The following is a 13102-nucleotide window of genomic DNA, read 5'->3' as shown; positions in this document are numbered from 1 at the left end:
GCCCGCGCCCCGCGGCCGCGCGGGCGCGGGGGCGCCGGCCCCCCCCCCGCGCGGCCGGGGCCCCCCCCCGGGGGCGCCCCCCCCCCCGCGCCGCCCCCCCCCCCCCCCCCCCCCCCCCCCGGCCGGTCCGGCGCGGGCTCGTCGGCGGACCAGGGTCCGGACGGGTCCGCGCCGGTCGGGTGTCAGCCGGCGGAACAGGAGACCGACGGCCAGGTGTAGTTGCCGTTGTGCTGGATGGTCACGCCCCAGTTGTTGCCGTTGCCGTTGGGGGTCGCGACCAACTGTTGCGCGCTGGGGTAGCTCGCGTTGACGTTCCAGGTCGCGAGGACCCTGGCGGGAGACGGGACGTTCATCGTCACCGTCCAGGAGTTGGAGCCGGAGACCGACACGTTGAGGTTGTAACGGTCGCCCCACTGCTGCCCGGCCGACAGGGTGGCGGTGCAGCCGCCCCCGCCCCCGCCGCCTCCGCCGCCACCACCGCCGCCTCCGCCGCCGCCGATCGTGATGGCGGAGTTGCCGCTGCTCTGGTAGCCCTCGGTGGCCAGGATCATGTAGTCGTGGCTGCCCAGGTTCATGCCGTTGCGGGCCCACGCGTCGAAGTGGTTGCCGGACGTGATGGTCCCACCCGTACGCTTCGACTGCCGGACGCTCCAGTACTGGTTGAAGGTCCGGGTGCCCTCGATGGACGGGGCGTTGTAGCGGGTGGTCTGGTAGATGTCGTAGGTGCCGCCGTCACTGGTGACGGTGCCCTTGTACGTGCCGGTGGGCCGGTAGGTGCCCCAGTTGTCCACGATGTAGTACTCGACGAGGGGGTTCCTCGTCCACCCGTAGAGGGTCAGGTAGGCGTTGCCGGAGGGGTTGAAGCTGCCGGAGTAGCTCACGCTCCGGCGACCGCCGGTGCTCCACCCCTTGCCGGCGACGAAGTTGCCGGTGTTGCGCCAGGAGGTGCTGTAACCGCCGCCGGAGTTCAGCTCCATGGAGACGGTGCCGGGGCTGTCGGTCCAGAACGAGTAGAAGTAGCCGTCGTGGGTGCCGGTCTGGTTCGAGGTCACCGCCGCGCTGGCCGCGCTGGGCAGCAGTGTGGTGGCGATGACGACGGCGACGGCGCAGGCACCGCTGGCGAGCAGCCTGAGGCGGCCGCGTCCGCGGGTCCGCGGTGGGACGGGAACGTCGTTCACGTGCTTCCTCCTCGTGAGGGCTGGCGGGGAGGCCAGGCAGCCGGGTACGACCACGGCACCGAGGTCGACTCTCCGGGCCTCGGCCACGGCGCGTCGGGTCGTACGACGTGGTGGGGCGGACCGGCCGTCGCGGTGGTGGCGGCCGGCGGAACCGGGTCGGGTGACGGGGACCCGGATCGACAGGCATCGAAGCCAGGCGATGCCGAAAGTATTGGACCGTTCCGAGACGGGTGTCAATGAGTTTCGGAAATGTTTCGGAAGACGCGTCGCGCGCCGCAGCCGACCGCCAAACGCCATAGACGCTGCTGGGATCATCCACGGTCACATGTCCCGGCAGCGGGGGAACCCGCGATCACGGTGCCCGCAGGGCTGCGCAGGACCGGAACTTTCGGAGCCTGTCCGGCGGCCCCGCCCGGCACCGACGGTCGGCGTTTCGGCCGCGGTGGCGCCGACGGCGCAGACCACGCACCCGTCCCCCACCGCGGGCGCGACCGCCGGCGCCTCGATGACCGTCACCTACCAGCAGCCCGGCGCCCCGGAGGGCTCCGTGCCGCAGGGCATGATCCACCAGACGATCTTCACGTTCGCCGGCGACGGCGCGGCGGACACTACCTGCGCCGGGTCCGCGACGCCGTGGCGGCGTGTCCGACGTACGGGCGGGAGGGCGGCGCCGTGACGGTCGAGGCCCGGCCCCTGTCCGGGCTCGGCGACGAGGCGCTGCTGCTGACCCGGACCTGGCCGCCGACGAACCCCGACGGGCAACCCGCCGGCGGCGAGGCGAGCAGCCAGATCGTGGTGATCCGGGTGGACGGTGTGGCGACCGTCCTCGACGACCAGGGGTGGGAGGGCACCAGCGCCGACCCCGCCGTCCTGGATCGGGCTGCCCGCGAGGCCGTCCGGGCCATCGCGACCTGGCGGCGGTAGCCGCGACCGGCCCGAGCGGCCGAGCGGTCAGCGGGAACCGGCGAGACTGGGCGTGGCGGACGCCGGCCGTGGGGTGGGCGCGGTGGTGGTCGGGCTGTCTGGCGCGATCCGCAACCACACCGCCGCGCCGGTGTCGACGCCGAGGGCCCGGAACTCGTTACGGGTGAGCGTGACGGCGACGACCTGGCCGGCGTCGGTGGTGACGTCGACGCGGATCTCGAAGCCGACGCGGGTAACCCGGCCGACCCGTCCGGCGACCGCGGCCGGATCGACGCCGACGGTCCGGATCTGCACGTCGTGCGGGCGGACCAACTGGTCGCCGAGCTGGGTGGCGGGGCCGAGGAAGCGCATGACGAACTCGTTGGCGGGGGCGTCGTACAACTGGTCGGGCGAGCCGATCTGCTCCACCCGCCCCTCGTTGATCACCACGATCTCGTCCGCGACCTCCAGCGCCTCCTCCTGGTCGTGGGTGACGAAGACGGTGGTGACGGGCACCTCGTCGTGCAGCCGGCGCAGCCAGTCGCGCAGCTCCTTGCGGACCTTCGCGTCGAGCGCGCCGAACGGTTCGTCGAGCAGCAGCACGGTCGGTTCGACGGCCAGCGCGCGGGCCAGGGCCATCCGCTGCCGCTGACCACCGGAGAGCTGGGACGGCAGCCGGTCGGCGAACTGCTCCAGGTGCACCAGGGCGAGCAGTTCGTCGACGCGGCGACGGATCTCGCCCTTGTCGCGTCTGCGGATCTCCAGTCCGAAGGCGACGTTGCGCCGCACCGAGAGGTGCTTGAAGGCCGCGTAGTGCTGGAACACGAAGCCGACGTTGCGCTTCTGCGGGGGCAGGCCGGTCGCGTCGACGCCGTCGATCTCGACGCGCCCGTGGTCCGCGCGTTCCAGGCCGGCGATGATGCGCAGCAGGGTGGACTTACCGCCGCCGGACGGGCCGAGCAGCGCGGTGAGCTGACCCGCCGGGATGCTCACCGACACGTCGTCGAGGGCGACGAATCCTCCGAAACGCTTACCGACGTTGGCGATCTCGATACTCACCGGGGTTCCTTTGGCCGGAGGAGGGACACGACGATGATGCTCGCCACCGCGACCAGGGCGAGCAGGAAGGCGGTGGCGTACGCCCCGCCCTTGTCGAAGTTCAGGTACTTCTCCTCGACGACGAGCGTCGCGGTGCGGGTCTGGCCGAGAACGTTGCCGGACACGACCTTGACCGCGCCGAACTCGCCCAGCGACCGGGCGAGGCTCAGCACCACGCCGTAGATCACGCCCCACTTGATGGCGGGCAGGGTGATCCGGCGGAACGTCTGCGACGCGGTGGCGCCGAGGCTCCGGGCGGCCTGCTCCTGCTCGTCACCGATCTCCTGCAAAACCGGCACGACCTCACGGATGACCAACGGCAGCGCCACGAACACCGTGGCCATGACCATGCCCGGCACGGCGAAGATGATCTGGAGGCCGGCGGCTTCGAGCGTGGGCCCGAACCACCCGGTGCGACCGCCGTAGACCAGCGCGAGGGCGAGACCGACGACGATGGGGGACACCGACAGCGGCATGTCCAGCAGGGCGTTGAGCGCTCGCTTGCCGGGGAAGTCGTAGCGGACCAGCAGGAGCGACACCCCGACGCCGAACACCGTGTTGATGACGACGGCGACGACCGCGATGACGACGGTGAGCCGCAGGGCGTGCACGACGTCGGGGTCGGCGAGGATCGCGGTGAGGTCGGTGAGGCCGTCGGCGAACGCGTTGCGTCCGACCAGGTAGAGCGGCCAGGCGACGAGCAGGAACAGGTAGGCGGTGACCACCGCGCGCAGCAGGTGGCGGCCGGGGCCGCGACGGCCGGCGGGCACCCGGACGGCGGTCGAGTGGTCAGCCACGGCGCACCACCCTTCGTTGGAGGACGTCGAGCACGACGATGACGGCGAGCGAGATCGCCAGCAGCACGACCGCCACCGCCGCCGCGCTCTCCGGGTTGTCGTTCTCGATGCTGCTGAGGATGCGGACGGACGCCACCTCGGTACGCATCGGCAGGTTCCCGGAGAGCAGGACGAGGGAGCCGTACTCGCTGACGCCCCGGGCGAACGACAGCGCGGCGCCGGCCGCGATGGCCGGGGTGAGGCTGGGCAGGATGATCCGGCGGAAGGTGGTGAACCGGTTGGCGCCCAGCGAGGCGGCGGCCTCCTCGACCTCCGGGTCGAGCTCGGCCAGCACGGGCTGCACGGTCCGTACGACGAACGGCAGCGTGACGAAGAGGAACGCGAGGAACACCGCGACCCGGGTGTTGGCCACGTCGACGCCGAGCGGGCCGGCCGGGCCGTAGAGGGACAGCAGCACCAGGCCGGCGACGATCGTCGGCAGGGCGAACGGGATGTCGATGAGGACCTCCAGCAGCCGCTTGCCGACGAACCGGTCCCGCACCAGCACCCAGGCGATGAGCGTGCCCATCACGACGTTGACCAGCGTCACGAGAAACGCGGTGCCGACCGTGAGCCGGATCGCGGCCGCGGTCTGCTCGTTGGTCACGGTCGCCCGGAAAGCGTCCCAGCCGCCCTGGGAGGCGGTCACGACCACGGCGGCCAACGGGATGAGCACGAGCAGGCTGAACCACAGCATCGCGACGCCGAGCCCGAGGCCGGAGACCGGGCTCAGGGGCAGGCCGGTGCGGACCGGCCCGCGGCTGCCCGCCGGCCGGTCCGCGGCCACCGCCGTCGAGGTCACTTCGCCTTCCCGGAGGCGGCGATGACGGTGGTGACGATGCCGTCCTTCTCGTCGAAGAACTTCTTGGACAGTGCCGACCAGCTTTCGAAGTCCTTCTCCACGGTGAGCAGCTTCTGCGGCGTCGGGAAGGGCTTGTCCGGGTCGATGGCGCCCTTGACGCCGGTGGTGTCGACGCCGTCGATGATCGGGCGGAAGCCGGTCAGCGCGAACTGGCGCTGACCCTGTGGGCCGAGGACGAAGTCGAGCCACTCCTTCGCCTTCGGGTCGGCGTTCTTGAGCACCGCGCCCGGGTTCTCGATGAGGATGGTCGTGGCGGGCAGGACCCAGTCGAGGTCCTCACCGTTCTGGCGGGCCAGGATCGTCTCGTTCTCGTAGGCGAGCAGGACGTCGCCGGTGCCACCGAGGAAGGCGGTCGTGGCGTCCCGGCCGCTGTTGGGCAGTGCCACCACGTTCGCGAAGAGCTTCGTCAGGTAATCCTCGGCCTGCGCGTCGGTGCCGCCGTTGGCGGCGATGTGTCCCCAGGCGGCGAGGGCGTTCCAGCGGGCGGCGCCGGACGAGGCCGGGTTGGGTGTGACGATGCCGATGCCCGGCTTGATCAGGTCGTCCCAGCCCTGGATGTTCTTCGGGTTTCCCTTGCGGACGGCGAGCACGACCACCGACGACGAGACGATGCCCTTGTTCGGGCCGTCGTCCCAGCTCGCGTCGACGAGTCCGGCGTCGACCAGTCGCGTCACGTCGCTGGTGACGGAGAAGTGCACGTAGTCGGCCTTGAGGCCGGAGACCACCGCGCGGCTCTGGTCGCCGGAGGCGCCGTACGAGGTCTGGAAGCGGACGCCCCTGCCCGCGTCGGTCTTGTTCCACTGTGCGGCGATCGCCTTGTTGGCGGCCTCGGGCACCGCGTAGCCGACGATGCTCAGCGTCGTCGAGCCGCCCGCCGCCTGCCCGCCGCCGCAGGCGGACAGTGCCAGCGCGGTCACGAGCGCGAGAGCGACGGCGACCGTGCTCCTGGTCTTCATGGGGAACCCATCCTCCTTCGGCGCGCGTCGGCGCGACGTCCATGGCGAGAGCCGACGGCTGCTCGTGGCGGGCCGCGAGCAGGTCGGCGGGTGTGGCGTTGTCGACGATGTCTCCGGCGGGCCGGTTGACGGACCGCCAGGTGTCACCGCGCCGGTGGCGACGCCGTGGCAGGTCACGGCGTCGCCACGTCAGGTGGCGGTCCCGGGACGGACGGGGTCATCCCCCGCTTCTCGATGTTTCCTACCTGACATGTAGGAATAGTGGCCTAGGCGGGGTGCTCCGTCAAGCAGAAGTTCAGCGAACTGTCACCACACGACGGCGATCGGGTTGGCATTCGGTCGCACCGAGCTGATCCAGGTGCTCCAGCAGCGGAATGATCACGCGACGGCTGGTGTTCAGGGCCAGCCGCGCCGCACTGGCCGTGAACGGCTGCGGCAGGGTCCTCAGCTGCCGCAGGGCACGCTCGAACGCGTCCGGCAAGAGGTAGTTCGGTCCGACGCGGACGAGCTGTCCCCGGCGGACGGCGGCATCAAGCGCTGCCCGGTCCACACCGAGACGGTCCAGGGCCAACGCATCGGGGGCGTCGAACGGGGCCGCGACCAGTCGGGCCCGCACGCGGTCGAGCGCGGCCTGGGTGCCGGGCGGGAGGGGTGCGCCGGTGGCAGGCTCCACGAGCCCGGCACGCAGCCGCACCGTGTCGGGCAGCAGGCTCAGCACCAGGCGGACGTCGGGAAGCTGGAGCTGGTGACGGACCGCCTCCACGGAGAGCGGTGCCGCCGCGGCGGCAACCACGGCGTGGATGGCCGCCTGGATCGCGGCCAGAGAGGTGCTGGACACGTGCCAGTCACCGACCAGCGGGGTGGCCGTCGGTGGCGCGCCGACCGCGCGGAGCAGGCCTTCCCGCATCGGTCCGCGCCGGTCCAGCTCGGCGTCCGCGTCGGGGACCCCGGTGACGGTCGCCAGTTGCGCGGCCCGCGCTTTCGCTGCGCCGCGACGGCGCAACGCCGGCGGATGGGGATCGAGTACGGTTGCCCCGGCGATGCGACGGCTTCCCGGCACCCGCAGCGCGATGCGGTCTCCGATGTGCAGTGGCAGTGGCGCCGACAGGTTGAGGCGGACGAGGTCCGCACCCAGCGGTCGTGTGGTGGCGGCGACCGCGGCGGTGCCGACGTGCACGAGAATCTCCCGCGGCAGGCCTCCGCCCAGGTCGCCGTGGCACCGGACGTCGACGGCGCCGACCCGGAGCCAGTCCGCCGGGCTCACCAGGCTGTCCCCGCGGGACAGATCGTCGGCGTGGACGTGACGCAGGTTGACCGCGACCCGCGCGGTGGCCGTCGCGTCCGCCACGGGCTCGCCGAGGCACTGCAGGCCGCGTACCCGCAGCCTCCGGTCCAGCCGTGGCACGTACAGCTCGTCGCCGACGGTCAGGGTGCCTCCGGTCAACGTACCGGTGACCACCGTGCCCGATCCTCGGGCGCTGAACGAGCGGTCGACCCACAGCCGCGTCGGGGTGGCGGGATCCGGTGGCGTGAGGCGGGCGAGTTGATCAGCCAGGACGGACAGGAGCGTGCCCAGGCCGACGCCGGAAACGGCGCTCACCGCGACCGTCGGGATGTCCCGCAGGCTGCTGCGGGCCAGGCGGTTCCGCGCCTGTTCCGTGGTGGCCGTGGGGTCGGCGAGGTCAACGCGGGTGACGGCGAGTACGCCGTGACGTATGCCGAAGGCGTCAACGCCGGCCAGGTGCTCCTCGGCCTGGGGCATCCATCCCTCGTCGGCCGCGACGGTGAACAGGACCGCCGGGGCAGGTCCCACTCCGGCCAGCGCGTTGCCGAGGTAGCGCTCGTGCCCGGGCACGTCGACGAAGGCCACCGGCTGCCCCTCGGCCGTCGTGGTCCAACAGAAGCCGAGGTCGATGGACATTCCGCGGGCGCGTTCGGCGGCCAGCCGGTCGGGTTCCATTCCGGTGAGCGCCCGGATGAGCGTGGACTTGCCGTGGTCGACATGGCCGGCGGTGGCGACGACGTGCATGGGCTCAACCCAGGCGAGGGCGCGTGGCGCCGCCGCCCGTGCCCGGCTCGCCTGGCACGGCGTGCGGGCCGTCGCCGGCGTCGCGTCGTGAGTTCGTCATCGCGAGACCTCCCCGTTCGAGCCTGGACGAGCGTGGCGGAGGCGTACGGGAATCGAACCCGCCCGGCCGGGTGACCCGGCCGCATCGGTGTTGAAGACCGTGAGGGCCACCAGGCACCCGCCCGCCTCCAGGCCGCATCGTGGATCGGCGATGCCGATCATAGGCGCGACCGGCTGATCGCGTGATGCCCGATCCACACGAAGGACGGTTCAAGTACTTGGAAAAGCATTGCGCGACAAGGGAAACGACGGCCGCTCGGCCCTGGAGAATGTCGACACATCTCGATACGATCGCTGCGTCCTGACAGGCGTTTACGAACTGGGGGCACACGGTGCAAACAACTTTCCCTGACGGCCGAACGTTGACCGTGTCCGGCAATCCCTACGGCCTCTCGGCACCATGGCTCTACATGCTCTGGATCCAGCATCAGAGCAATCGGTACCGCCTGCACGCCGGGATCCGCGGTGGCCAGGAAGGCTTCTACCGGAAGGACCCCGAGCCCGTCGCCATCCGGGAAGCGAGCCTCGGCGACAACCGGCTGGTCGCGATCGAGCATCTCGGGCAGGACGGAACGACCCTGGTGCTGCAGTGCGACTACCACGAGGTCTCCACGTTCGTGCACGGCACCAGGGTGTCCCTGGACGCCCTGCCCGCGATGTTGGCTCCGTTGTCCATCACGGACTCCCGCGACGGGATCGTGATCCGCGCCCGCCGCGGCTCCGGCGCGTCCGTGGAGTACACGCTCGGTGCCAACGTCATCCCCGAGGTCGGCACGGTGACGCTGAAACCGTTGGAGACCGCGACGGTGCAGATCCCGCACAGCGGTGGCAAGACGGTGCCCGGTGGGCAGCTGTGGCGCGACGACCTCCTCACCGCCGACGGCACCATCGCCCAGCGCACGGTGCTGCTGGCCAACGAGAGCACCGCGGCGTTCGTCACCGCCTTCGATCCCGCCGACGACGGGCTGGCGTCGCTCGCCGGCTCCGTCAACTTCCGCCTCTCCTAGCGGGCCCGGCATGCAGAATCTGTTCAACTCGATCGCGGTCCTGGCCCTGCTCGGTGTCGTGCTCCTGCTGTTCGCCAGCGCCGCGATGCTGAAGATGATCCGCGACCTGCAAGCCGGCCTCGTCGAGGCACACACGGCCGGCGGTCCCGCCCAGTTTCGGGCCCCGCCCGTGCGGGCGGTGCCCGAGTTCGCCGCGGCGGACGCCCGGCCGACCTACGTCATGGTTGTCCACTCGACGTGCCCGGCATGCCGTGACCGGGCGAGCGAACTGGTCGGCCTCGCCGACAGCTACCGCGCGGGCCATCTCGCCGCGCTGACCGCCGATGCCTCGTGCCGCGACTGGTTCCCGGGTGATCGGGTGCGCGTCGTCGTGGACTCCGCGCTGCTGGGGCGGATCGCCATCGGCGTGACTCCGTCGCTGGTCAAGTACGACCCCGACGGCACCGAGCAGTGGCGCCGGGTGGTGGGTTCCACGAAGGACCTGTACGACCTGCTCGACATCGTTCCCGCCGACGCGCCCTAGCCCTCAACTCACGGGAGGACCCCATGGACGGCAAAGACTTCTGGGCAGACGTGCCATCGGTCGACGACCCCGCTCCCGCGGGTGCCACCACCCGCGCCGCCACCAGCGAGCTGCACGCAGGGCTTCGCGCGCGACGGCGCACGCTGTTCAAGACCGCCGGTGCGCTCGGCGGCGCGCTCGCGCTCAACGTGCTGAGCTGGGTTCCGCTCTCCGGATCCAGGCCGGCGCGAGCGACGGTGGGCACCGAGTACGGCAACTGCAGCGTCTACAGTTATGACGGCATCATCTGCGTCGGCGCGCCGTACAGCCGGAGCTACTGCGGCAGTGACGGCTGGTTCCTCAACTACCACGACAGCGTCTTCTCCAGCGGCCCGGTGAAGGCCTGCGGCCCCAGTGGTGGCCAGCGCAACGCCTGGCGGTGGACCCACAACGGCACGCCGTACCGATGCGCCGACGGCTACCAGCAGGCACGCGGCGAGCCCAACTCCACGTTCCGCATCTGTTCCTGGTCGAATCCGTGACCATGACGACGGTCAGACGGGCTCTCGTACACCCGGTCACGCCAGCGGTCGCCGCGCTCGCCCTGAGCGCGGCGGCCCTGCTGGCAGCCGTACCGGCCCGACCGCTGGCGCTCACCGTGCTGGTGTGGACCCTCCTCGGAGTCACCGCGGGATACTCCATCTCCGGCTCGGTTTGAAGCTTCAACTCCGCCGATCTGCTGACGTCGTCGGTCTGGCGAGGACAGCAGAAGTACTTCGTCACCGGTCTGTTGACCGGTGCGCTGCTCAGCGGGCTCGTCGTCGGGATCCTGGGCGGGTTCGTCTCAGTCATCCCCGACATGGCGCGGTGGATCGTGTTCGCGGGCCTGATGGTGGTGCTTCTCGGGTTCGAGGTGGCCGGGCGGCCGCTCTCGCTGCCGCAGAACCGCCGGGCCGTGCCGCAGACGATCATTCCGCAGGCCGACGTGTCCGGGCCGCTGCAGTTCGGATTCGAGATGGGAACCGGCGTTCGGACGTTCATGCCAACCGCGCTTCCGCACGCTCTCGTCGCCGCGGTGGTGCTGGTGGGCGGGATCGGTCCCGGCCTCGCCGCCGGTCTCGGGTTCGGCATCGGGCGGGCGTTGATGCCGTTGGTCCGGTCCAGCCACGCGAACCCGGCCGAGTGGGACGATCAGCTGCTCGACGTGCTGCGGCTGGTCGGCCAGCTCGTCGCGGCCGGCTTCCTGGCGCTCGTGGTCGCGCTGGCGCTGCATCGCCCATGGTGAACGTCACGCTTGCGATCGTCGCCCTCGCCGGCCACCTGTTGCTGGTCGCGGCCGCGCTCCAGCGGCTGGCGACCCGAATGCCGCTGCGGCACACCCTGGACCGACACCGACTGCTGCCCCCCGGCCTGCGCGGGGCCGCGGTGGCGGCCGGCATCGAGGCTGTTCACCTGCTCACCGGCCTGTTCGGCGCGGTCGCCTTCCTGGCCGGCGGCCAGAGCGCCTGGCGTTTCGCCTGCCTCGCCGCCGCCGTCCAGTACACCGGCTTCGCCGCCTACCTGGGCGCGCTGCGTCGCCGCTCCGGGACGGTGCCGTGCGGCTGCTTCGGCGAACGGGGTCGCGCGGGTGGGCCCGCCATCACGCGAGCGGTGGGCTTCGCCGCGGCGGCCGGGCTGGCCGCCGTGCTGGCCCCGGCCAATTCCGACGTGTCGGAACGGTTGGTGGCGCTGGCCGTGGCCGCGGCCGTCGCCGGGCTCGCCGGCTACGTCGTCGCCGTTCTGGACGCCGTCTCCGAGGTCCGCGGAACCGGCGCGTGACGCGGAGACGCCATGTCGGTATCCTCAGCGCTCGATTCGCTGAGGAGATCATCATGTGGCCGTTCAAGAAGCGCCGGCAGCCGGAGCAGCCCGGGCTCGTCATCGACCCGGCGTACGGCGACCCGCAGGCGCGGGCGTTCATCGACGCGCTGAACGCGCGGGACTGGCGCACGGCACGGGACATCCTCGTCGCCACGCCCGACCCGGACAGCCGCGCCTTCCTGATGGAGGCCGTGCAGGGCGCGACCGACCTTCAGGACTGGATCCAGGAGTGGGTGGACGCCGAGCCGGACTCGACGCTCCCGGTGCTGGTCCGCGGCTGCCACGCCGTCTTCTGGGCCTGGGAGGCGCGTGGCGGCAAGCGCGCCCAGTACACGAGCCAGGACCAGTTCCGGGAGTTCGCCCGTCGGCTGCGCATCGCGGAGAACTCGCTGGACGAGGTCATCGACCGTGACCCGGACGACGTGACCGCCCGGACCTGGCTGGTCACCTCGTCCCGCGGTCGTCAGCTCGACCCGGTGGAGGCCCGCGCCCGCTTCGACGAGGTGGCGAAGCGGCACCCGGGCCACGTCGTCGCGGCCGAGCAGCGGCTGCAGTACCTGTGCCCCAAGTGGTTCGGCGACGAGAAGCAGATGTTCGCGTTCGCCCGGGAGGTCACCGCGTCCGCGCCGGACGGCAGCCTGCTGCCCGAACTGGTGGCCGTCGCGCACGTCGAGAAGTGGCTGGACATGCCGCGGGGCGAGGACGACGAGTACATCCAGTCCGATGAGGTACGGGCCGAGCTGCTCGCCGCCGCCGAGAAATCGATCTTCCACCCCACGTTCCGGCCGGCGTTCGGCTTCGTCCCACGGGCGAGCGTGTTCGCTCTCGCCCTGGAGCTGGCGCACGAGTTCGAGGCGGCGGCACGGGTCTTCGAGCTCCTCGGCGACCGCGTCAGCGAGTGGCCCTGGGCCTACGTCGGCGATCCGGTCGAGGCCTTCATCCGCTCCCGCGACTGGGTCCACGAGCACGTCTCCTGACCCCGCCACGGGGGCCGGCGGGGTCAGCCGCCGGTGCCCTCGGCCGCGCCGTCCCGCGTCATCGCACCGTGCTCCTCGCCGCCGTCGAGGTGCACGTGCTGGTGACCCTGACCGGCGTTGATGTTGATCTGGTCGAGCTGCGTCGCCGCCACCGACCAGGTGGCCACGGCCAGGTCCGCCTGCCGCGCCGCGAGCGCCAACTGCTCCCGGCTCGCGGCGGCGGGCCCGGCCGCGGCCAGGGCGGCGAGGTCGACCGCCAGCGCCGCCTGCTCCACGGCGCTTCGTAGCCCACCGCGGGCGACATTGGTCGCGGTTCCGCCGGACGGCGGATCGGCGAACCCCTCGGTCAGCTGGCGCATCGTCTGCTGCCACTGCCGGACCTCGGCGACGGCCGGCGCGCGTCCGGTCTCCCCGGCCCGGGTGACCGCCAGGACGATCGGCGAGACCTGCTCGCCGGTCCGACGGGCCAACGCGGTCAACTCGATGATCTGCCGTACGTCACGCTCGGCCTCGGCGGCCCGCAGCTCGGCGATGCTCGCCTCGGTCTCCGACGGGCGCCCCACCGCGAGCCCGATCAACGCGCCGACCACGCCCGCGACGAGCGCGGCGACAACGATGCCGCCCATCGTGCGGACCCCGGGCCGTCGCGGTCGACCGGCCGGCGGGAGCAGGTACGAGGGTTTTCCGGTACGACGCGACACGACATGCCCCTCCGTCGATGGAATCCGGCCGGAGAGTAGCCCGCCGACACCCGATCCGTCGACAGCTGCCGACGGTCCCGGCGGCGCCGGCACC

The 13102-nt window shown here is 71.9% G+C and carries 16 protein-coding genes and 1 tRNA gene; 9 read left to right on the top strand and 8 right to left on the bottom strand.

Annotation, left to right across the window (positions count from 1 at the left end):
• Positions 1-182 precede the first annotated feature (182 nt).
• Positions 183-1178 (bottom strand): glycoside hydrolase family 11 protein, encoded by a 996-nt coding sequence (locus ACIBTV_RS05540; RefSeq protein WP_396702700.1) that lies wholly within the window; start codon positions 1176-1178, stop codon positions 183-185.
• 442 nt (positions 1179-1620) lie between these two features.
• Between ACIBTV_RS05540 and ACIBTV_RS05535 the strand changes: the two genes are divergently transcribed.
• A complete protein-coding gene (locus tag ACIBTV_RS05535) occupies positions 1621-1854 on the top strand; it encodes a hypothetical protein (protein WP_396702698.1) in 234 nt (77 codons plus the stop codon).
• Positions 1851-2102: a hypothetical protein gene (locus ACIBTV_RS05530; RefSeq protein ID WP_396702696.1), complete on the top strand. Its 252-nt coding sequence runs from the start codon at positions 1851-1853 to the stop codon at positions 2100-2102. The genes ACIBTV_RS05535 and ACIBTV_RS05530 overlap by 4 nt, the downstream gene beginning before the upstream one ends.
• A 27-nt stretch (positions 2103-2129) precedes the next feature.
• Here the strand turns inward: ACIBTV_RS05530 and ACIBTV_RS05525 are convergent, their stop codons facing one another.
• The 6 genes from ACIBTV_RS05525 to ACIBTV_RS05500 all read right to left on the bottom strand — a co-directional run bounded on the left by ACIBTV_RS05525 (position 2130) and on the right by ACIBTV_RS05500 (position 8091).
• Positions 2130-3140, bottom strand: a complete 1011-nt coding sequence (locus ACIBTV_RS05525; RefSeq protein WP_396702694.1) for a sulfate/molybdate ABC transporter ATP-binding protein — start codon at positions 3138-3140, stop codon at positions 2130-2132.
• Positions 3137-3976 (bottom strand): sulfate ABC transporter permease, encoded by an 840-nt coding sequence (locus tag ACIBTV_RS05520; RefSeq protein ID WP_396702692.1) that lies wholly within the window; start codon positions 3974-3976, stop codon positions 3137-3139. Before ACIBTV_RS05520 ends, ACIBTV_RS05525 begins: the two co-directional genes overlap by 4 nt.
• Positions 3969-4817, bottom strand: coding sequence for a sulfate ABC transporter permease subunit CysT (cysT, locus tag ACIBTV_RS05515; RefSeq protein WP_396702690.1), 849 nt, complete (start codon positions 4815-4817; stop codon positions 3969-3971). The genes ACIBTV_RS05520 and cysT overlap by 8 nt, the downstream gene beginning before the upstream one ends.
• On the bottom strand, positions 4814-5833 hold the full coding sequence (locus ACIBTV_RS05510) for a sulfate ABC transporter substrate-binding protein (protein WP_396702688.1): 1020 nt from the start codon (positions 5831-5833) through the stop codon (positions 4814-4816). The genes cysT and ACIBTV_RS05510 overlap by 4 nt, the downstream gene beginning before the upstream one ends.
• A 295-nt stretch (positions 5834-6128) precedes the next feature.
• Positions 6129-7862: a selenocysteine-specific translation elongation factor gene (gene selB, locus ACIBTV_RS05505; protein WP_396702686.1), complete on the bottom strand. Its 1734-nt coding sequence runs from the start codon at positions 7860-7862 to the stop codon at positions 6129-6131.
• Positions 7863-7995: 133 nt separating this feature from the next.
• Positions 7996-8091: transfer RNA gene (locus tag ACIBTV_RS05500), tRNA-Sec, on the bottom strand.
• Between the two features lie 280 nt (positions 8092-8371).
• Between ACIBTV_RS05500 and ACIBTV_RS05495 the strand changes: the two genes are divergently transcribed.
• The 7 genes from ACIBTV_RS05495 (at position 8372) to ACIBTV_RS05465 (ending at position 12307) form a co-directional block, all read left to right on the top strand.
• Entirely contained in the window at positions 8372-8968 is a 597-nt protein-coding gene (locus ACIBTV_RS05495; protein WP_396702685.1) for a hypothetical protein, read from the top strand.
• Between the two features lie 10 nt (positions 8969-8978).
• Positions 8979-9491: a hypothetical protein gene (locus ACIBTV_RS05490; protein ID WP_396702683.1), complete on the top strand. Its 513-nt coding sequence runs from the start codon at positions 8979-8981 to the stop codon at positions 9489-9491.
• A 23-nt stretch (positions 9492-9514) separates the two neighbouring features.
• Positions 9515-10012: a hypothetical protein gene (locus tag ACIBTV_RS05485; protein ID WP_396702681.1), complete on the top strand. Its 498-nt coding sequence runs from the start codon at positions 9515-9517 to the stop codon at positions 10010-10012.
• A 2-nt stretch (positions 10013-10014) separates the two neighbouring features.
• Positions 10015-10188 carry a hypothetical protein gene (locus ACIBTV_RS05480; protein ID WP_396702679.1) on the top strand — a complete coding sequence of 58 codons (174 nt, stop codon included), beginning with the start codon at positions 10015-10017 and terminating at the stop codon, positions 10186-10188.
• Between the two features lie 72 nt (positions 10189-10260).
• Positions 10261-10755 (top strand): hypothetical protein, encoded by a 495-nt coding sequence (locus ACIBTV_RS05475; protein ID WP_396702677.1) that lies wholly within the window; start codon positions 10261-10263, stop codon positions 10753-10755.
• The gene (locus tag ACIBTV_RS05470) at positions 10749-11288 is read left to right on the top strand and encodes a MauE/DoxX family redox-associated membrane protein (RefSeq protein WP_396702676.1); all 540 of its coding nucleotides are present in this window, start codon (positions 10749-10751) and stop codon (positions 11286-11288) included. The genes ACIBTV_RS05475 and ACIBTV_RS05470 overlap by 7 nt, the downstream gene beginning before the upstream one ends.
• Before the next feature lie 53 nt (positions 11289-11341).
• Complete coding sequence (locus ACIBTV_RS05465) at positions 11342-12307, top strand: DUF4034 domain-containing protein (RefSeq protein WP_396702674.1); 966 nt, start codon at positions 11342-11344, stop codon at positions 12305-12307.
• A 23-nt stretch (positions 12308-12330) separates the two neighbouring features.
• Here ACIBTV_RS05465 and ACIBTV_RS05460 read toward each other — a convergent pair whose 3' ends face one another.
• Positions 12331-12933 (bottom strand): hypothetical protein, encoded by a 603-nt coding sequence (locus ACIBTV_RS05460; RefSeq protein WP_396702672.1) that lies wholly within the window; start codon positions 12931-12933, stop codon positions 12331-12333.
• Positions 12934-13102: the final 169 nt, after the last annotated feature.

This window comes from Micromonospora sp. NPDC049366, assembly GCF_044466625.1.
Lineage (GTDB): Bacteria > Actinomycetota > Actinomycetes > Mycobacteriales > Micromonosporaceae > Micromonospora.
Note: the sequence above shows the minus strand (reverse complement) of the source record. Positions and strands in the feature narration are given on the sequence as shown.